This is a genomic window from Pseudomonas sp. ANT_H4, from assembly GCF_008369295.1.
Lineage (GTDB): Bacteria > Pseudomonadota > Gammaproteobacteria > Pseudomonadales > Pseudomonadaceae > Aquipseudomonas.
Window position 1 is genome coordinate 25,473 of record NZ_VOBG01000017.1, and the last position, 18,475, is coordinate 43,947.

The following is an 18,475-nucleotide window of genomic DNA, read 5'->3' on the forward strand; positions in this document are numbered from 1 at the left end:
TTGCAGAAAAATGATTAGGAGAACTTATCAATATGCTCAAACACTGGCCACCGCTCGGCACCCTTCGCGGCTTTGAAGCCGCCGCCCGGCTGGGCAGTTTCCACAAGGCCGCCGCCGAGTTGCACCTCACCCAGTCGGCCATTAGTCAGCAGATCCGCGGCCTTGAGGCGTACCTTGAACAACCCTTGTTCTTTCGCAGTGGGCGCAGCGTCAGCCTGACCGATGCGGGTCACGACATGCTCAGCACCACCCAGGCGCTGCTACAGCAACTGGCCGTTGGCATTCGCCGCCTTGGGCAATATCAGAAACCCAACCAACTGGTCCTCAACACCACCCCGGCGTTCGCCCGTCACTGGCTACTGCCGCGCCTGGGGGATTTTCGCCGTCAGCATCCTCAAGTCGATCTCTGGATTTTCAGTACCGATGAAGTCCCGGACATGGCCAGCCAGACCATCGACATTGCTGTGCGCGATGACATCAGTTCCCAAGCCGAATGCAGCTTCAAGGTGCTGCACGCAGACCGCCTCTACCCGGCTTGTCACCCGAACCTGTTGGCGCTACCACGCGAACAGCGCACAACCCTTCACGGCGAGCGTGAAATGGACTGGAATCACTGGGCGGTGGAGGCAGGCATCGATGTGGGTCAGAAGGATCAGGGGCTGAACTTCTCCGATCCCGGCCTGCTGCTGGACGCCGCGTGCGCAGGACTCGGTATCGCCCTGGTCAGCCAATTACTGAGTCGCCAGGCGCGCGCCAACGGATTGTTGCAACCCTTGGTGGAGCAAACCATTCGCGGCCCGAACTGGGCCTTGCTGACCCATCGTGACAGTGAGAGCAATGCGCAAAGCTTCAGCAAGTGGTTGCTGAGTAACCTAGAAGCCGCAAGTCATACAACGTAGTCATTCTGGGCCGGGGCTTTTGTCCCTTTGCTTGTATAGAGGGCAGGTTGATGTACCTATGTATGACGGGCGGCCAAGGGTCGATCACAGCCCCTTGGGACAGGCAGCAATCGGCCAGGAGCGGACTGTTACTTTAGGCCGCCGCCTGACATCAGCGACTCGTAGCAGGCCCCCAGAAATACCCAGCTTAAGCTGTTCGGGGGTTATTCCGAGTAGCGCCAAGTGTGGCTCAGCATCCTTGAAAATGCCCTTCTTTAGCGGAGCTTTGGGGGCCGGATTAACAGGGAAGAGTCTTTAGATACAGGTACGGATCATGCACGTTCAAGCGTGCAGACTCGATCAAACTCATGACGGCCACCGCCCGTCTCCCAGTGCGCGGCGACCCGGCGAACAACCAATCGGAGCGCCCAAGTGCCTACGGGCATATCTGGTTCTCGACCTGGTTGTTATCAATGGGCACTGCCCCATCTTTCAGGTAGCGCGTCAGTGCTACCTAGCGTTGCAGGCGGTAATCGAGCGCTTCGGCGGTGGCCGACCCGTTAGGCACCAGATAGAAACGCCAGGCTATCATGCACTCTCGCGTTCAATCACATCACAAGCCAGCAAATTCAGGCGCTGCAACTCACCCTCTCGCTCGACCACTCCGAGACTTTGCAGCAGACGGGTGGCGGCCAGGACGCCGATTTCCAGCGCTGGAGGTTTGATCGTGCTCAGGCTCGGCAAGAGCATCTCGGCGAAGGCGTAATCACCGAAACCCAGCACTGCGCAATCCTGCGGGATTCGCAGTCCGGCGCGCTGGCCGGCGAGCAGTGCGCCAGCGGCCAGATTGTCGTTGGCGAACACGATGGCATCGGGCTTGTCCGGCCGGCTCATCAGCGCCTGCATGGCTTGCTTGCCGGCTTCGAAGGGCGCGCAATCAGGGTCCGGCGCAAACTCTATGGGCTCGAGGCCCAACTCGATCAGCGCCGCCGAACAACCATCGCGCCGCTCCAGCGCACTGAAGTCACCCGCCGCGCTGTTCTGTACGAACGCAATGCGCCGATAACCCTTGCCATGCAGATACCGCGCAGCGGTGACCCCGACCTCAAAGTGCGAAAAACCGATCTGAATAGGTGCCCGGTCCGGTTGGTAGTCCCAGGTTTCCACCAGCGGAATATCCGCATCGGCGAGCATCTTTTCGGTGGCAGCGCTGTGAAAGTGACTGGTGACCACCAACGCCGCGGGGGACCAACCCAGAAAAGCCCGCACCGCACTTTCTTCCTGCTCCATCGAAAAGTAACTGGATGCCAGCAACAACTGATAGCCATGGCGGCTGAGGGTGTCGCTGAACCCTTGGATGGTATTGGCGAAAATCGGCCCCGAAATGTTCGGCACCACCATGCCGATGATCCTGCCTCGCGCCGAAGCCAGGCCGCCCGCCACGAGATTCGGCACATAACCCAGCTCTGCAACAGCAGCGGCGATGCGTTCCCGGTGTTCTTCAGACACCTGATCTGGCTGATTGAAATAACGCGAAACCGTCATCGTCGAAACCCCAACATGCGTGGCGACGGTCTGCAACGTGATGCGCCCTGCCCCACGCCGTTTGCGCGGCGGGTTCTTCTGATCGCTCAAGATTTCGGCCTATCTAACAAAAAGGAATATAAAAGTAATTTTTGAGTATTTGACGATCTATCACGGCCTTATCGATACTGGCGATGTTAGCGCTAACGGAACGATCTTGTCAGCTACTCGCTTGAGCGAATGCCGCCGGACAGCCAAGGCACCTATCAGGCGCAGTGACCGAAGAGTCACGGCAACCAGAGCATCTTTCAAGTGAGCATCGACATGCAACACACCTTTGGGGAAATCATCAAACCAACGCGCCTCGCGCAAGCCGTCGCTGCGGCACTGGCCTTGACGTCACTGTACGGTCAGGCGGCGCAGAGCACCGCGGACAGCAGCGATGCGCAAACCGCAACCTTGCAGGCCGTGACCGTAACCGCCACCCGCCGGGAAGAATCCCTGCAGAAAGTGCCGGTGGCAGTTTCGGTCGTCGATGGCGAGCAGCTGGAGCGAGACAACCGCAACAGCGTGTCGAGCATCGTCCAGCAGATTCCCAGCGTGAACTTCCGCACCGGTGCGTCAAACAAGGACACCTCGCTATTCATCCGCGGCGTGGGGACGATATCCACCTCACCGGGCGTGGAGCCGACCGTCGCTACAGTAGTGGACGGCGTGGTTTACGCGCGCCCCGGCCAGGCCACTCTGGACCTGCTGGACCTGGAGCGCATCGAAGTGTTGCGCGGCCCACAGGGTACGTTGTTTGGCAAAAACGCATCGGCAGGTGTGCTCAACGTCATCAGCAAGGCGCCGAGCGCCGAAACACACGGCTATATCGATCAGTCGTACTACAGCGGCAACGAAAGCCGCACCCGGTTTGGTATCGGTGGCAGCCTGATCCCCGACACCCTCAAAGCCTCGCTGACCACTCTGTTCGGCAGCTACGACGGCAACGTCGACAACAAGGCCAATGGTCAGGAAGTCAATGGCTACAACCGCAAAGGCGCGCGGGGCAAGCTGGAGTTCATCCCTAACGACGACGTCACACTGACAGTGATCGCCGATTACATGCAGTCCCATGACGACGCGCCCAATGGCGTGATCAGTTCCGCGCTGACCCCAGCCTTCGCGGGTGCCCTTGCACCGGTGCGTGCCAGCAGCGACAACCGCGATATCCTCAGCGATTACCGCAGCCACGTCGAAGACATCAACAAAGGTCTATCGGCGCAACTGGACTGGAGCCTGGGGGATTACACCCTGACGTCGATCACCGCCTGGCGCGGCTGGAACAACACGCAATGGCAGGACGGCGACCGCCTGGCGACCATTAGTGCGACTTTCCCCGGCACCGAAGACAAGGGCGATCTGGATTTCAATCAATACTCCCAGGAGTTGCGCCTGGCCTCGCCAAAAGGCCAGTTTCTGGAGTACGTCGGCGGGCTGTATTACATGCATGGCAAGGATGATGAAACCTATCGCCGCGCCTTGGTGACGACTACCCGCACCGACGTCGGCGTAGCGGACTACAGCACCACCAGCGACAGCTATTCGGTATTTGGCGAATCCACGCTGAACTTCACTTCTGCATTTCGCGGGATCGCCGGCCTGCGCTGGACACACGACGAACTGGAATACGACCACCGCAGGTTGTCGACGTCAGCCACGACCGTCAGCGGCATTCAACCCGCGACCAGCAGCTCCGGCTCAGTGGATGAAGACGGCTGGTCCGGGCGACTAGGCCTGCAATACGACCTGACCGACAACGTGATGACATACCTGACCTATTCCCGTGGCTACAAAGGCCCGGCCTATAACGTGTTCTTCAACATGCAGCCCCGGGACACCGACCCGCTGAAACCGGAAACCTCCAATACGTGGGAGCTGGGCGTGAAAGCCACCAGCTGGAATGATCGACTGGTCACCAACGTGGCGGTCTTCCACAGCGATTACGACAACTACCAGGCGAACTTCTTCGATACCGTGGCCGGTCAGGTGGTCACCCGACTGATCAACGCAGGCAGCGTCAGCACTGAAGGTGTTGAAGCGGACCTTGCCCTGCAGGCTACGCAAAACCTGAAGCTGTCCGGTGCCCTGGCTTACACCCGGGCGCGTATCGATACTTTCTCCTGCCCGGCAGGTGCAGCGGCATCCTGCAATGTGGACGGCAAAACCCTGCCCTTCTCGCCGGACTGGAAAAGCTACGTGCGCGCCGACTACAGCATCCCGCTGGAAAACGGCCTGGATATCGAACTGGGCACCGATTACAACTGGCAGAGCGAAGTGCAGTACGACATCAGCCAGAACCCGGACACCAAACAAGGCGCCTACGGCATCTGGAATGCCAGCGTCGCCCTGGCCGACTACAACCAAGGCTGGCGTGTAGCGCTGCTGGCGAAAAACCTCGCCGACAAATCCTACTCGCCCGGACTGGCAAGCGGCAGCGGCTACATCTATCGCTCTGTGCCCCGTGATGATGAGCGTTATTTCGGCGTGCAGGTGCGCAAGGATTTTTGAACGTAACCACACCGCCATCCCAGAGGAAGCGAGGCTTGCCCGCGCGAAGGAGACCGCGATCGACATCGAACCGCGTCCAGCTTTATCGCCGGCAGCACCGTTTCCACAGGATCCGGGTCAGACACAAACCCTGTGGATCTGCCACTGATTCAACAAGGACCAAACTATGCTTACCCCGCCCCGCCAGCTCAAACTCGGCGCCTTTCTCATGGCCACCGGGCATCACGTGGCCGCCTGGCGCCACAAGGATGTCCCGGCCGACGCCGGGCTGGATTTCAGACACTACAAGCACCTGGCCAGGGTGGCCGAAGCGGCGAAGTTCGATGCGCTGTTCGTCGCCGACAGCGTCGCTGCCCCCACCGGTGCCAGCGCCAGCCACATGGCCCGCTCCGATCACTTCGAGCCGCTGACACTGATGTCAGCGCTCAGTGCCGTCACCGAGCATATCGGCCTGATCTGCACCGCCACCACCAGCTACAACGAGCCGTACCATGTAGCGCGTAAATTCGCCTCGCTGGATCACCTGTCCGACGGTCGCGCTGGCTGGAATCTGGTGACCTCCGATGCCGCAGCAGAAGCGCAGAATTTCGGGCGCGACGAACACATCGGCCATGCCGAGCGCTACAGCCGGGCGCGGGAGTTCCATCAAGTGGTGACCGGCTTGTGGGACAGCTGGGAAGACGATGCTTTCATCCGCAACAAAGCCAGTGGCGAGTACTACGATCCGGCCAAGTTGCACGTGCTGGATCATCAGGGCGAGCACTTTCGGGTCAAAGGTCCGTTGAACGTCGCCCGTCCCCCTCAGGGTCGGCCCGTCATTGTCCAGGCCGGCTCCTCGGAAGTCGGCCGCGAGCTGTCAGCCGAAACCGCAGAAGTGGTGTTCACGGCCCAGACCTCTCTGGCCGATGCGCAGCAATTCTATGCCGACCTCAAAGGCCGGATGGCGCGCTTTGACCGCGACCCGGACGCGCTGAAAATCATGCCGGGTGTTTTTATCGTGGTCGGCGACAGCGAAGCACTGGCCCGGGAGAAGTTCGAGGAGTTTCAGGCGCTGGTAGAGCCCAAGGTCGGTGTCGCCTTATTGGGGCGCATGCTGGGCAACTTTGACCTGTCCGGTTACCGCCTCGATGAACCGCTGCCCGCCTTGCCATTGACCGAGAGTGGGCAGCAAAGCCGGCAGAAACTGCTGACCCGGCTCTCACAGGATGAAAACCTGACGCTGGAGCAGCTGGGGCGCAGGATCGCCGGGGGCCGTGGTCACTACAGCCTGGTTGGCACCGCGACGCAGATCGCCGATGAACTTCAGGTCTGGTTCGAAGAGCGCGCCGCAGATGGCTTCAATGTGCTGGTGCCGCATCTGCCGGGAGGGCTTGAAGACGTTGCCTTTCATGTGGTGCCGCAGTTGCAGCGCCGTGGCTTGTTCCGCACCGAGTACAGCGGCCATACGCTGCGGGAAAACCTGGGCCTGCAACGACCGCGTCACCGCTTCGCCGGGAGTGTATAGGTGAATTTCATAACCTCGAAGACCGCTTGCCTGATGCTGGCCTGGGCCCTGTCGTCCAGTGCTTTTGCGCTCAATGGGGATGCGCGCCCGGACGCGCCCGAGCTGGCTGCACGGGGGCCTTACAAGGTTGGCGTGCACACTGCGAACGTCGTGCATCGTGACCAGCTCAACGTGTTGGCGGTCAGCGCCACGGCCAGCGATCCCCGTTACGACCGACCGTTGCGTCTGGAGGTGTGGTACCCGGCGCAGTTGGGCAAAACCCAGTCCGAGCTGACCACTTACAACGATGTGCTGGGTGCCGGTGCCAACGACCCGGCCCGACCCAATACCGCTTTCACCTTTGAAGGCCGCGCAGCACGAGACGCGCAGCCCCTGGCAGACAAGACCTATCCACTGGTCATTGTGTCTCATGGTTACCCGGGCTCACGCCTACAGATGAGTTACCTGACCGAGTTCCTAGCCTCCCATGGCTATGTGGTGGTGGCCATCGATCACACGGAATCCACCCGCGCCGACAAGGCCGGGTTTGCCAGTACCCTGCTCAACCGCCCGCTGGACATTCTGTTCGTGCTGGATCAAGTCGCGCAGTGGTCGGCACCGGCAAGTGGTAATCCCCTTGCGGGCAAAATCGATGTCACCCACACCGCTTTGGTTGGCTATTCCATGGGGGGTTACGGTGTGCTGAACGCAGCGGGCGTTGGCACCAGCCAAACGGCGTCGCGCTTTGTACCTGGCAACCTATTGCAGGCCAGACAAGCGGGAAACCCCGACTTTGAAGCCCGACAGGATGGCCGCATCAAAGCCGTGGTTGCCTTTGCGCCTTGGGGTGGCGAGCAAGGTCTGTTCGATGAAAAGGGGCTGGCAAGCCTGCGTGTCCCCAGCCTGTTCATCGCCGGTGACCAGGACGATGTAGCGGGTTACGCCCGGGGCGTCAGACGGCTGGCAGAAGGCGCAATCAATGCCGATCGCTACCTGCTGGTTTACCAGAATGCACGGCACAATATTGCGCCCAATCCGCCGCCACAGGCTGCCAGCAGCCATCCCGAGGATTTCTCCGCCTATGCCGAACCGGTTTGGGATTCCAGCCGAATCAACAATATCAATCAGCACTTTGTCCTCACTTTTCTCGACCAGCAGCTCAAGGGACTGGACCGCCAGTCCTGGCTTAGCCTAGTGCCGCTGGCCTCTGCGGGCAAATGGTCGAAAGACGAAAGCGGACATGAAAAACCCGATCACAGCTATTGGAAGGGCTTTAAGAACCGCAGCGCGCTGGGCCTGGAGTTTTATCACTGGCCCGCGCAGGTGGCCCCGTCTTCCGCTTCCCGTCGAGACTTACAATGACTTATATCGCTGCCGAAACCCGCTACGAGCAAACCCCCAAAATGAAACGCCTCACGCTCCTGTTCGCAGGCCTGACCAGCCTTTTATCGGCCCACGCTGCCCTGGCAGATGACCCGCAAACCCTGCGCATTGGCTATCAGAAAGGCTCCATCGCGCTGGTCATTGCCAAGGAACAAGGCCTGCTGGAGAAGCGCTTCGTTGACACCAAGGTGCAGTGGATCGAATTCCCTGCCGGGCCGCAGATGCTTGAAGCGTTGAACATCGGCGCGCTGGATCTGGGTTCCACCGGCGATATCCCGCCCTTATTCGCGCAGGCTGCCGGGGCTGATCTGGTTTATGTGGGTGCCGAGCCAGCCAAGCCCGCCGCCGAAACGATCCTCGTGCGCAAAGACAGTCCGCTGCAAAACGTGGCCGACCTCAAGGGCAAAAAAGTCGCTTTCCAGAAAGGCTCCAGCTCCCACAACCTGCTGCTGCGGGCCCTGAACAAGGCTGGCTTGAGCTATAAGGACATCCAGCCCATCTACCTCAGCCCCGCCGATGCCCGCGCTGCCTTTGAACAAGGCAGCGTCGATGCCTGGGCGATCTGGGACCCCTATGCTTCTCTGGCGTTGCTCGAAGGCCATACCCGCCTGCTGGCCAATGGTGAAGGCCTGGGTTTGTCCGGCCCGATCTACACCGCCCGGCGCGACTATGCAAAAACCCATGAGGCATTTGTAAACGCGGTTCTTGAGCAGTTAACTGCCGCCGAGGCGACGACGCGTAGCCAGCGTCAGCAAAGTATCGACATCCTGACCCGCTCCATGGGCCTGCCCGAAGCCGTGATCGCGCGCTACCTGGATAACCGGCCGCCCTCTCCAATCCTGCCGGTTGACGCAAGAATCATCGCCGCCCAGCAGGCTACCGCCGACCTGTTCTTCGAGAATCACTTGCTGCCGAAAAAGATCCGCGTCGAAGACGTGGTATGGCACTGATCTGGGTGCTCCAGGTGGACTTATCGTTGACTGGCGCTTCCTGTCTGGCTTGGACGGCGACTTCATCGTCGCCTACCAGCCTACCCACGCCCAACTCGGGCAGCCAATACCGCGTCGGCAGGTCTTGAACGTTGGGTGAGACAAGAGACAGTCCGGCGCCTCAAACCGCCGACCGAACAAGCCCCCGCTTGAGCCAGGTGTACAGGTTCAAGCCTTCCCGTGACAACTCGCCGTCGGCACGGCGACACAGGTAATACGCGCGACCGTCGTCCAGTGCATGCTCGAACAACTTGACCAACTCGCCCCGGTCTCGAAGCGGCGCGATCAGTGGCTCGCGCAGTAACGCGCATCCCAGACCATTGAGCGCGGCGGTCAGCGCCAGCTGGCCGTCTTCGAACAACAGGCCCTGCAGTGCTGCGGGGTGTTTCACGCCAACACTTTGCAGCCATTGCGCCCAAGTACCGCGCTCCTCGTCGTGCAACAGCGGCAGATCGATCAACGCCTCGGGGGCTTCGATCACGCCGTGATGGGCTACGAACGCCGGGCTGCACCAGGCCGTGACTTCCCCCGACATCAGCGGCTCGCTGTGATAACCCGGCCAGTGCCCGGTGCCAAACCGGATGGAGATATCGGCTGCGTCGCTCGGGTAGCTGCGGTGGTTGGCGTACGTCACGTTGACGTCCACCCCGGGGTTCTCGCCCAGAAACTCGCCCAGCCGAGGAATGAACAGGTTGATGCCAAACATCGGAATCAAGCTGATGGTGATTTGCCGGGTCGCCGACTTCTCCCGTACATGCTCTGTCGCACTGCGCAACACCGCGAAGGCGGAACGAATCGCACGGTAATATTCGCGCCCCTCGTCTGTCAGCACCAGGTTGCGCCCCTGCCGGGAAGTCAGCGACTGCCCCAGGAACTCTTCCAGTACACGCAACTGATGACTGATGGCCGAGGCCGAGACATCCAGCTCCCGCGCCGCCGTGTTGACCCCGCCATGACGAGCGAACGCCTCGAACGTGCGCACTGCCCGTAGCGGAGGATCATTATCTAACTGTTCTTTTTTATTCATGTGTTGAGTTTATATCCGTTTTCACACCATGAAAAGCCTTGGATTACCGGTACTTCATGACGTCGCTCTTGTGGTTATAGGGTTATGAATTAATGATATTTGATAAATATAGAATGATTGCCTAGTGTGCGAGCCCTGCTCCAGTCGCCGACCGCGACATCAAGACTCAAGGCCTTTTATCGTTTATGGATACCCTGATCCAACAGTTACTCAATGGTCTGGTGCTCGGCAGCTTGTATTCGCTGATCGCGCTTGGCTACACCATGGTCTACGGCATCCTGCGGATCATCAATTTCGCTCACGGTGACGTGCTGATGATGGGCGCGCTGATCGGCCTGTCGGTTATCCATGTGCTGCAAAGTACCTTTCCCGGTATGCCGAGCCTGGCAGTGCTGATCGCCGCGACGGTGGTGGCCATGATCGCCTGCGCGTTGCTCGCCGGATTGATCGAGCGTGTGGCCTATCGACGTCTGCGTAATGCACCGCGCCTGGCTCCGCTGATCAGCGGGCTCGGGGTATCGCTGCTGTTACAGACAGTGGCGATGCTGGTCTGGAGTCGCAACCCCCTGTCGTTTCCGCAGTTGCTGCCACTGGACCCGATTGAAGTCACCCAAGGTGACGCCACCCACGCCCCCGCTATTACAAACCTGACGGCCATTGCGACGGTAGCCATCGCGATAGTGGTCATGGGCGGTTTGTTGTTGCTGGTCAATCGCACACGACTGGGCCGCGCAATGCGCGCCGTTGCCGAGAACCCGCAAGTGGCCAGCCTGATGGGCATCAACCCGAACGCAGTCATCGTCCTCACCTTCGCCATCGGCGGAGCGCTCGCTGCGCTGGCCGGCATCATGATGGCGAGCAACTACGGCAGCGCGCATTTCTACATGGGCTTTTTGCCGGGGATCAAAGCTTTCACCGCCGCCGTCCTGGGCGGCATCGGCAACCTCAAGGGCGCGATGCTCGGTGGCGTGTTGCTGGGCCTGATCGAATCGTTGGGCACCGGCTACATGGGCGAATGGACTCACGGGGTTTTCGGCAGCAACTACCAGGATGTGTTCGCCTTCCTGGTGCTGATTGCCGTGCTGGTGCTGCGCCCGTCCGGGCTGCTGGGCGAACGATTGGCGACACGCGCATGAACCTCATGATCGCCATTGCACGCCCCGCTCATCGTGCCCGTTTGGGCGCCCTGCTGTTTGCCGCTGCGCTCTTGCTGGCGCCGTGGATTGTCGGCCATGCCGGCGGCAACGCTTGGGTGCGCACACTGGACTTTGCCCTGCTGTACATCATGCTGGCGCTGGGCCTGAATATTGTGGTCGGTTATGCCGGGCTACTGGACCTGGGTTTCATCGCGTTCTATGCGGTGGGCGCGTATGTCGCGGCGCTGTTGTCATCACCGCATTTGCTTACGCAATTCCCGGCGCTGGTCGCCGTCCTGCCCCACGGCCTGCACACCTCCATCTGGCTGATCGTGCCGGTGGCAGGATTGATCGCGGCGGGCTTCGGCATTCTGCTGGGCGCCCCGACACTGAAGCTGCGCGGCGATTATCTGGCCATCGTGACACTGGGTTTCGGCGAAATCATCCGGATTTTCCTGCGCAACCTCGACCGGCCCGTCAACATTACCAATGGCCCAAAAGGCATCTCCTCGGTCGATCCGATTCAGCTGTTCGGCTTTAGCCTGGCCCGTACGCAAGACGTATTTGGCGTGCGAGTGCCTTCGGTCTATCTCTATTACTACCTGTTTGCGTTGCTGGCCGTGCTGATTGTATGGGCGTGTCTGCGCCTTCAGGATTCCCGGATCGGACGGGCCTGGATGGCCATTCGCGAAGATGAAGATGCCGCCGAAGCCATGGGCCTGAATACACGTCGCTTGAAGTTGCTGGCCTTCGCCATCGGCGCCAGTTTTGGCGGCGTCGGCGGCGCACTGTTCGCCTCCTTCCAAGGGTTCGTGTCACCAGAGTCCTTCAGTCTCAATGAGTCTGTAGCGGTATTGGCCATGGTGGTGCTGGGCGGAATGGGCCATATCCCCGGCGTCATTCTGGGCTGCCTATTGCTGGCAGCACTGCCGGAAATCCTGCGCGCTACCATGGGCAGCCTCCAGCAGTCGTTGTTCGGCCAGGTGCTGGTGGACCCGGAGATCATCCGACAGTTGTTCTACGGCCTGGCCCTGATTCTGGTGATGCTGTATCGCCCCGCCGGTCTGTGGCCTGCAAGCCGGGAGCGCCTGCGATGAGTCTTTCTTTGCTGCAGATAGAAGGCGTCAGCAAGCAGTTTAGCGGTATCAGCGCCCTGACGAATGTGAACCTGAGCATCGCGCCCGGTACCGTACACGGGCTGATCGGCCCCAATGGCGCCGGCAAGACGACGTTTTTCAACGTGATGACCGGCTTGTACCGCGCAGATGCCGGACGTTTTGTGCTGGACGGTGCGCCCTACGAACCGACGTCGGTACACAAAGTGGCTCAAGCGGGCATCGCTCGGACGTTCCAGAACATTCGTTTGTTCAACGCCATGAGCGTGCTGGAAAACGTGATGATTGGTCGCCACGTGCGCACGCGTAATGGCCTGTGGGCAGCACTGAGTCGCCACCGGCAGGCCCGCGCCGAGGAAGCCGAGACACGGCGCATTGCCCGTCACTGGCTGGATTATGTCGGGATCGGCGACCTGGCTGAACGACGCGCGGACACTCTGTCTTACGGCCACCAGCGCCGCCTGGAAATCGCCAGGGCGCTGGCGACCGAGCCAAAACTATTGGCACTGGACGAGCCTGCGGCCGGGATGAACGCCGCGGAAAAAATCCAGCTGCGCGGTTTGCTCGACAAGATCCGCAACGACGGGCGCACGCTGCTGCTCATCGAGCACGACGTCAAACTGGTCATGGGCCTGTGCGACCGCATCACCGTGCTCGATCACGGCGAGGTAATTGCCGAGGGCGCACCCCAGACAGTGCGCAGCCATCCTGCCGTCATCCAAGCCTATCTGGGAGCGGGCACCCATGACTGAATCCCTGTTGCACATCGCTGCGCTGGACGTGCATTACGGCGCGATCCAGGCAGTCAAGTCGGTGGATTTGCGGGTGGAGGCTGGTGAGCACGTGACGCTGATCGGCTCCAATGGAGCCGGCAAGACCTCGACGCTCAAGGCCTTGACTGGCCTCATCCCGGCCAGCGCTGGAAACATCCGGTTTGACGGCCATTCGCTGATGGGGCTGGCCGCCCATGAACGCACGGCACTGGGGCTGGTCATGGTGCCCGAAGGACGAGGGGTTTTCGCGCGCATGAGCGTGCTGGAAAACCTTCAGGCCGGGGCTTACCTGCGCCGCGACATGGCTGCAATCAACGACGAGATCGAACAGATTCTGGACTGGTTTCCACACTTGAAACGCCGCTTGCAGCAGCCGGCCGGTTTGATGTCCGGTGGCGAGCAACAGATGCTGGCTCTGGGCCGCGCACTGCTGTCTCGCCCTCGCCTGCTCATTCTCGATGAACCTTCGATGGGGCTGGCACCCGTGATGGTCGAGAAGATTTTCGAAGTCATCAGCGAGGTCTGCCGGACAGGCATGACCTTGCTGTTGGTCGAGCAGAACGCCCGGATCGCCCTGAAGGTGACCGAGCGGGCTTACGTCATGGACAGCGGACGCATCAGTCTGACAGGCGCCTCGTCCACTTTGATCAACGACTCCCAGGTTCGCACTGCGTACCTGGGCGAATAAATCCCAACGCTACCGGGCTTCCGGCGTGTAACCACAGGCATCGCGGCCACAAGAAGCTGCGATCACACTCAGGAAACACCATATGCACTTCACTGCGCTTATCAAACACGCCGCGCTGACTGGCCTCGTTATATCCAGCCTGGCCGCCGCCGTGGCGCAAGCCGATCAACAGGTGTTGATTGGACTCGCAGGCCCATTGACCGGGCCGTCGGCGCGTATCGGCAAAGACCTGGAAAATGGCGGGCAACTAGCCATTGATGCGGCCAACGCGCGCCACCCAAAAATCGGCGGCGAGGCTGTAACTTACAAGCTGGTGTCAGAAGATGATCAGTCAGATCCTCGCACGGCGGTAACGGTTGCCCAGCGCCTGGTCGATGCAGGCGTGGTCGGCGTGGTCGGGCACTGGAACACCGGGACCAGTATCCCGGCGGCCCGTGTCTATCACGACGCTGGCATTGCACAGGTAGCACCCGTCGCCACCGGGCATGCCTACACCCAACAGGGTTTCGACACCAGTTTCCGGATCATGGGCCATGACGACGACGGCGGCCAGGTTGCGGGCAAGTACGCCCTGGAGTCGCTGAAGGCCAAACGCATTGCGGTTATCGATGACCGTACCGCGTTCGGTCAGGGCCTGGCGGATCAGTTCGTCAAATCCATCGAAGCAGGCGGCGGCAGCGTCGTCTCCCGCGAGTACGTGGACGACAAGACCGTGGATTTCAGTGCGGTCCTGACCAACGTGCGTGGCAAGAATCCTGACCTGATTTTCTTTGGCGGCGTGGACGCTCAGGCCGCCCCGTTGGCTCGTCGCATCAAGCAGCTGAGAATCAAGGCTACGCTGATGGGGGCCGGCGGCTTCGTCAGCCAGACCTTCCTCACCCTCGCACAAAAGGATGGCGAAGGCGTGACTGCGCTGGAGCCCGGGCTGGCTATCGAGCAGATGCCTGGCGGCAAAGCGTTCGAGCAAGCGTATGTCGACCGCTACAAGACCCACATCGAGCTGCATGCGCCTTTCGCCTACGACGGCGTCGGCATATTGATTGCGGCGCTGGAAAAAGCAGGGTCCACCGACCCGCAAAAATATCTGCCCGTGCTGCGCACGATTGACTACCAGGGCGTCACTGGCCCGATCGCTTTCGACAACGAAGGCAACCTGAAAAACCCGACCTTCACCGTGTACCAGATCAAGGCCAACAAGTGGCAACCGGTCAGCGTCGCGGGCGGCAAGCCGTGACGTGAGAAGCCGATGTCATCCAGGGGCAGCGCGCATCGTTCGCGCTGCCTCTTTTTACAGTGAACCGAGGAGTACTGACATGAGCGCTGTCGAAGGTGAACTGGGCATCCTAGCCCGGCGGCGGATCGAAGCTGAAATCATCAAACCCATCTACGAAATACTGGTGCGCGACTACGGTAAACAGAGCGCCCAGGCCGTCATTGGCGAGGCCGTGTCTCAGGCGGCAGTGAAAGCCGGCGAATACTTCGCCGCGCGCGAGCCCGATGGGCCGACGCTCGAAGGTTTCGTTGCGCTGCAGGAACTCTGGGAGAAAGACGACGCGTTGAAAGTCGAGATCATTGCCAGCGACGCCTCCCACTACGACTACGACGTGCATCGCTGCCGCTACGCCGAGATGTACCACGAAATGGGCCTTGGCGAGATCGGGCACCTGCTCTCCTGTAACCGCGATGAAGTGTTCATTGTCGGTTACGACCCCAACGTGCAGCTGACCCGCACGCAAACCCTCATGCAGGGCGCCTCACATTGTAATTTTCGCTACAAGGTCAAAGACCGGGAGCCAGGGCAATGAGTATTTCGCCACGCATTGATGCTGCCCGGCTGTGGGATTCGCTGATGGAAATGGCGCAAATCGGGGCCACGGCCAAGGGCGGCGTTTCGCGGCTGGCGCTGACGGAGGAGGATCGACGCGGCCGTGATCTGTTCGCGCGCTGGGCGACCGACGCCGGTTGCACGCTGCGCACCGACGCCATGGGTAACATGTTCGCCCGCCGCCCCGGACGCGACGACAGCCTGGCACCCGTACTGACAGGCTCCCATGCAGACTCACAACCCTTCGGCGGCAAGTTCGACGGTATCTACGGCGTGCTGGCAGGTATTGAGGTGATACGCACGCTCAATGACCATGACATCCAGACCGACCGCGCCATCGAGGTGGTCAACTGGACCAACGAAGAGGGTTCGCGCTTCGCTCCGGCGATGATTGCTTCAGGGGTGTACACCGGCGTGTTCGACCTGGAGTACGGCTTGTCGCGCACAGACGCCCAAGGCATCACGCTGGGCCAGGCTCTGGACAGCATCGGTTATGCAGGCGATGAACCGATGGGCGGCCGTGACATCCATGCCGCGTTCGAGCTGCACATTGAACAAGGGCCGATACTGGAGGCCGAAGACATCGCCATCGGCGTGGTCACCGGTGCCCAAGGGCAGCGCTGGTATGAAATCGAACTGACCGGCCGCAGTGCCCACGCCGGCACCACGCCCATGAACCATCGCCTCGACGCCCTGCTTGGCCTGTCGCGTGTGGTTGAAGCCGTGCACGCATTGGGCATTGCCGAGGGTGATGAAGGACGTGCGACCGTGGGCTGGGTCAATGTCTTTCCCAACTCACGGAATGTGGTGCCTGGACGCGTGGTATTCAGCGTCGAGTTTCGTCACCCGGACGAGGCGACGCTGGAAAAACTGGACACACTACTGCGCCAGGAGGTTCAGTCCATCGCCGAGACGATCGGCTTGCAGCACACGCTCAAACAGATCTTTCAGTACGCACCGATTGCCTTCGATGCCGCGTGTATCAAACAGGTTGAGCAGGCCGCCACGGCGCTCGGCTACAGCCAGCGCCGCATGATCTCAGGGGCCGGACATGATGCCTGCTACCTCAGCACCGTAGCGCCGACGTCGATGATCTTCGTGCCATGTGTCGATGGGCTCAGCCATAACGAAGCTGAGCATATCCACACTCACTGGGCAGAAGCAGGCGCCAACGTATTGCTGCTCGCCATCCTCGCCAGCGCGAAAAGCTGAGGTTTGAGTGCCTGACTTTACCAGGCACAGGCGCCTGCATTGATCGGGCACTCAGCGCTGTCGTAAGTATCTGAACACGCTGTACCCATGCGTGACGCCTCGGGCCAGATCTCAGCCCGCCGCGACATATGTCAACGACGCCGAAAGACCTGTTCAATCGATTTGCGGATCCTCAAAGCGATGCACGTTCACTCACAATATGTTGCCTCAATGCGTCGATGAACACGCGCACCTTGGCCGACAGGCTGCGGTGGCTGGGATAAAGGGCGTGGATCTCGATCAGTTCACCTTTGAGGTCCGGAAATATCCTCACGAGCTGCTCGCTGGCTACTGCGGGTGCAGCCATGTAATCCGGAATTCTCCCTATGCCGCCGCCCCCTATCAGGACGATTTTTTGGGCTCCCGCATCGGGAATAATTGTCTGCGCGATGCGTCGGCCCTGAGGACGCGGCTGGCCGCGTCTGGAAATGTTTCTTGCAGGGCATCGTGAACAACATCGGCAATCCGAAATCGATGGCGTTTTATGCCGCTGTGTTTTCAGCAGCAGCTCCCGCCCATGCCTCGGTCAGCACCTCCGCCTCGATGTTGGCGGTTGTAGTGGTCGTTTCGTTGACCTGGTATGGGCTGGCCCCGGTGGCATTGTCGCAATCGAGGATTTCCTCGGCGTATCAGAAGGCCCGGAAGCGGAGTATCACGCCGCTGTTACGAACGGTGAGCCGGCCTGGGTTTATCACGGCCTGTTAATCGGCCCAATTTCGCAAGCAGCGCTGTTTCTGGATCGACTCCATCGGGGAGACCTGTTCTCCGCCGGCTTGCTCCAGGAAATGCAGACAGCACGGGTATTGGGCGGACCGATTCCCGGGCGCCCATGGATCACGCCCGGTTATGGTCTTGGTGTGATGCAGGGGTCGATTGATGGCAGACATTCCCTATGCGAGCACACAGGCTGCGGGCCAGGCAGTGCCATCGCTGTTTACCGTATTAGCGACGGCGACGCATTGGCTTGCTGCGCTGCTTTTGAGGTGGGCGCCAGTGAAGGTGCTGTCGAAGCCATCGTTGTTGGACGGCTGATGCAAACTCTGCGGCAAGGGGCTGCAGGCGTCTAAGTCCTTCTGGCGTCGGCCTCATGATTTGCCGGATGTCTGCTTCGGGTCGAAAGCCGACGTTACAGCGCCTGTATTGCCGCAGGTGTCATTTTTGGTGGGCCCGTGCCAACGCCTTGGGAAGCGTCAGGTCTTGCTGCCGTTCTCGTAGGCGTGGTCATGGCGGTTCGTATCATCCTGACGTCAATCGGTAACCCGCACGGCAAGGTAAGAAAAACCGGCTCCGTGGGCTCCTGAGCAGCGCTGCGACGCTTGAGCAATTCATTGATGGCTAGCGCAAGACCGATCTTGAGCAACGACCTACTCCTCAACGCGCCCCGTGGCGTCACGATCGCGATCGTATCGTCTCGTCAGTGCAAACGGCGGCAACCAGGACTCGCGACGAACAATCCAGCTTTCGTAGGTTGGTACCAGTTGGTCCGGGGCATCCAGGGAGCCCAGGTTCACTTCGATTTCGTCGCCGGTGCGGCCAAAAACTGGTGAGCCACAGCGTGGACAGAAAAACCGTCCGGCGTAATCACGTGTTTCGCCGTCTATCGTCACAGCATCCTGAGGGAACACCGCAGACGCATGAAAAAGCGCGCCATGATGTTTGCGACAGTCGAGACAGTGACAAAGGCCGACTCGATATGGCCGTCCCGCCGCCTCAATTCGAACATTGCCGCACAGGCAACCACCCGTGAATCGATCCATGCTGCTTCTCCTCTGAAATCAAGGTCAATACGCAGTTACCCCTCTGCGACAACAGGCCACCGCTCCCGGCAAATGTGAAAACTTTGTTAAGTA

The 18,475-nt window shown here is 60.5% G+C and carries 17 protein-coding genes and 3 pseudogenes; 14 read left to right on the forward strand and 6 right to left on the reverse strand.

Going from position 1 to position 18,475, the window contains the following annotated elements:
- Positions 1-32 precede the first annotated feature (32 nt).
- A complete protein-coding gene (locus tag FQ182_RS20160) occupies positions 33-899 on the forward strand; it encodes a LysR substrate-binding domain-containing protein (RefSeq protein ID WP_149414537.1) in 867 nt (288 codons plus the stop codon).
- Between the two features lie 174 nt (positions 900-1,073).
- Here the strand turns inward: FQ182_RS20160 and FQ182_RS30400 are convergent.
- From FQ182_RS30400 to FQ182_RS20175, 3 genes and pseudogenes are all read right to left on the reverse strand, one after another.
- Positions 1,074-1,187, reverse strand: a pseudogene (locus tag FQ182_RS30400) (ProQ activator of osmoprotectant transporter prop); the annotation flags it as partial.
- A 4-nt stretch (positions 1,188-1,191) separates the two neighbouring features.
- Positions 1,192-1,449 (reverse strand): annotated as a pseudogene (locus FQ182_RS20170) (transposase); the annotation flags it as partial.
- A gap of 17 nt (positions 1,450-1,466) precedes the next feature.
- Complete coding sequence (locus FQ182_RS20175; RefSeq protein ID WP_149414536.1) at positions 1,467-2,513, reverse strand: LacI family DNA-binding transcriptional regulator; 1,047 nt, start codon at positions 2,511-2,513, stop codon at positions 1,467-1,469.
- A 213-nt stretch (positions 2,514-2,726) separates the two neighbouring features.
- Between FQ182_RS20175 and FQ182_RS20180 the strand changes: the two genes are divergently transcribed.
- The 4 genes from FQ182_RS20180 (at position 2,727) to FQ182_RS20195 (ending at position 8,771) form a co-directional block, all read left to right on the forward strand.
- The gene (locus FQ182_RS20180) at positions 2,727-4,955 is read left to right on the forward strand and encodes a TonB-dependent receptor (protein ID WP_149414535.1); all 2,229 of its coding nucleotides are present in this window, start codon (positions 2,727-2,729) and stop codon (positions 4,953-4,955) included.
- Positions 4,956-5,121: 166 nt separating this feature from the next.
- Positions 5,122-6,459, forward strand: a complete 1,338-nt coding sequence (locus FQ182_RS20185) for an LLM class flavin-dependent oxidoreductase (RefSeq protein WP_149414534.1) — start codon at positions 5,122-5,124, stop codon at positions 6,457-6,459.
- Complete coding sequence (locus tag FQ182_RS20190; protein ID WP_256666346.1) at positions 6,460-7,800, forward strand: dienelactone hydrolase; 1,341 nt, start codon at positions 6,460-6,462, stop codon at positions 7,798-7,800.
- A gap of 41 nt (positions 7,801-7,841) precedes the next feature.
- Positions 7,842-8,771, forward strand: coding sequence for a sulfonate ABC transporter substrate-binding protein (locus FQ182_RS20195; protein WP_149414555.1), 930 nt, complete (start codon positions 7,842-7,844; stop codon positions 8,769-8,771).
- 160 nt (positions 8,772-8,931) lie between these two features.
- On the opposite strand, the gene FQ182_RS20200 is transcribed toward FQ182_RS20195, so the two are convergent.
- Positions 8,932-9,837, reverse strand: a complete 906-nt coding sequence (locus tag FQ182_RS20200) for a LysR substrate-binding domain-containing protein (RefSeq protein WP_149414533.1) — start codon at positions 9,835-9,837, stop codon at positions 8,932-8,934.
- A 185-nt stretch (positions 9,838-10,022) separates the two neighbouring features.
- Here FQ182_RS20200 and FQ182_RS20205 point away from each other — a divergent pair, with 185 nt between their 5' ends.
- From FQ182_RS20205 to FQ182_RS20235, 7 genes are all read left to right on the forward strand, one after another.
- Positions 10,023-10,973 (forward strand): branched-chain amino acid ABC transporter permease, encoded by a 951-nt coding sequence (locus tag FQ182_RS20205; protein WP_149414532.1) that lies wholly within the window; start codon positions 10,023-10,025, stop codon positions 10,971-10,973.
- Positions 10,970-12,070 (forward strand): branched-chain amino acid ABC transporter permease, encoded by a 1,101-nt coding sequence (locus tag FQ182_RS20210; protein WP_149414531.1) that lies wholly within the window; start codon positions 10,970-10,972, stop codon positions 12,068-12,070. Before FQ182_RS20205 ends, FQ182_RS20210 begins: the two co-directional genes overlap by 4 nt.
- Positions 12,067-12,840, forward strand: coding sequence for an ABC transporter ATP-binding protein (locus FQ182_RS20215; protein WP_149414530.1), 774 nt, complete (start codon positions 12,067-12,069; stop codon positions 12,838-12,840). Before FQ182_RS20210 ends, FQ182_RS20215 begins: the two co-directional genes overlap by 4 nt.
- On the forward strand, positions 12,833-13,549 hold the full coding sequence (locus FQ182_RS20220; RefSeq protein ID WP_149414529.1) for an ABC transporter ATP-binding protein: 717 nt from the start codon (positions 12,833-12,835) through the stop codon (positions 13,547-13,549). The genes FQ182_RS20215 and FQ182_RS20220 overlap by 8 nt, the downstream gene beginning before the upstream one ends.
- Before the next feature lie 82 nt (positions 13,550-13,631).
- On the forward strand, positions 13,632-14,783 hold the full coding sequence (locus FQ182_RS20225; RefSeq protein WP_149414528.1) for a branched-chain amino acid ABC transporter substrate-binding protein: 1,152 nt from the start codon (positions 13,632-13,634) through the stop codon (positions 14,781-14,783).
- A gap of 79 nt (positions 14,784-14,862) precedes the next feature.
- Positions 14,863-15,354, forward strand: a complete 492-nt coding sequence (locus FQ182_RS20230; protein WP_149414527.1) for an L-2-amino-thiazoline-4-carboxylic acid hydrolase — start codon at positions 14,863-14,865, stop codon at positions 15,352-15,354.
- Positions 15,351-16,586 carry a Zn-dependent hydrolase gene (locus FQ182_RS20235; protein WP_149414526.1) on the forward strand — a complete coding sequence of 412 codons (1,236 nt, stop codon included), beginning with the start codon at positions 15,351-15,353 and terminating at the stop codon, positions 16,584-16,586. The genes FQ182_RS20230 and FQ182_RS20235 overlap by 4 nt, the downstream gene beginning before the upstream one ends.
- Before the next feature lie 172 nt (positions 16,587-16,758).
- Here FQ182_RS20235 and FQ182_RS30735 read toward each other — a convergent pair whose 3' ends face one another.
- Positions 16,759-17,097, reverse strand: coding sequence for a LysR substrate-binding domain-containing protein (locus FQ182_RS30735; protein ID WP_371923900.1), 339 nt, complete (start codon positions 17,095-17,097; stop codon positions 16,759-16,761).
- On the opposite strand from FQ182_RS30735, the gene FQ182_RS20245 reads away from it, so the two are divergent.
- The gene (locus tag FQ182_RS20245) at positions 17,004-17,330 is read left to right on the forward strand and encodes a LysE family transporter (protein ID WP_371923898.1); all 327 of its coding nucleotides are present in this window, start codon (positions 17,004-17,006) and stop codon (positions 17,328-17,330) included. The genes FQ182_RS30735 and FQ182_RS20245 overlap by 94 nt on opposite strands.
- Positions 17,294-17,692: pseudogene (locus FQ182_RS20250) on the forward strand (serine hydrolase); the annotation flags it as partial. The gene FQ182_RS20245 and the pseudogene FQ182_RS20250, both read left to right, overlap by 37 nt.
- A gap of 297 nt (positions 17,693-17,989) precedes the next feature.
- Here the strand turns inward: FQ182_RS20250 and FQ182_RS20260 are convergent.
- Complete coding sequence (locus FQ182_RS20260) at positions 17,990-18,382, reverse strand: GFA family protein (protein WP_149414524.1); 393 nt, start codon at positions 18,380-18,382, stop codon at positions 17,990-17,992.
- Positions 18,383-18,475: the final 93 nt, after the last annotated feature.

Excerpts from the sequence above, each read along its gene's own strand:
- FQ182_RS20185 (WP_149414534.1), top strand. The coding sequence starts at position 5,122 with ATGCTTACCCCGCCCCGCCAGCTCAAACTCGGCGCCTTTCTCATGGCC.
- FQ182_RS20160 (WP_149414537.1), top strand. The coding sequence starts at position 33 with ATGCTCAAACACTGGCCACCGCTCGGCACCCTTCGCGGCTTTGAAGCC.
- FQ182_RS20235 (WP_149414526.1), top strand. The coding sequence starts at position 15,351 with ATGAGTATTTCGCCACGCATTGATGCTGCCCGGCTGTGGGATTCGCTG.
- FQ182_RS20180 (WP_149414535.1), top strand. The coding sequence starts at position 2,727 with ATGCAACACACCTTTGGGGAAATCATCAAACCAACGCGCCTCGCGCAA.
- FQ182_RS20230 (WP_149414527.1), top strand. The coding sequence starts at position 14,863 with ATGAGCGCTGTCGAAGGTGAACTGGGCATCCTAGCCCGGCGGCGGATC.
- FQ182_RS20205 (WP_149414532.1), top strand. The coding sequence starts at position 10,023 with ATGGATACCCTGATCCAACAGTTACTCAATGGTCTGGTGCTCGGCAGC.
- FQ182_RS20195 (WP_149414555.1), top strand. The coding sequence starts at position 7,842 with ATGAAACGCCTCACGCTCCTGTTCGCAGGCCTGACCAGCCTTTTATCG.
- FQ182_RS20260 (WP_149414524.1), bottom strand. The coding sequence starts at position 18,382 with ATGGATCGATTCACGGGTGGTTGCCTGTGCGGCAATGTTCGAATTGAG.
- FQ182_RS20200 (WP_149414533.1), bottom strand. The coding sequence starts at position 9,837 with ATGAATAAAAAAGAACAGTTAGATAATGATCCTCCGCTACGGGCAGTG.
- FQ182_RS20225 (WP_149414528.1), top strand. The coding sequence starts at position 13,632 with ATGCACTTCACTGCGCTTATCAAACACGCCGCGCTGACTGGCCTCGTT.
- FQ182_RS20215 (WP_149414530.1), top strand. The coding sequence starts at position 12,067 with ATGAGTCTTTCTTTGCTGCAGATAGAAGGCGTCAGCAAGCAGTTTAGC.
- FQ182_RS20220 (WP_149414529.1), top strand. The coding sequence starts at position 12,833 with ATGACTGAATCCCTGTTGCACATCGCTGCGCTGGACGTGCATTACGGC.
- FQ182_RS20210 (WP_149414531.1), top strand. The coding sequence starts at position 10,970 with ATGAACCTCATGATCGCCATTGCACGCCCCGCTCATCGTGCCCGTTTG.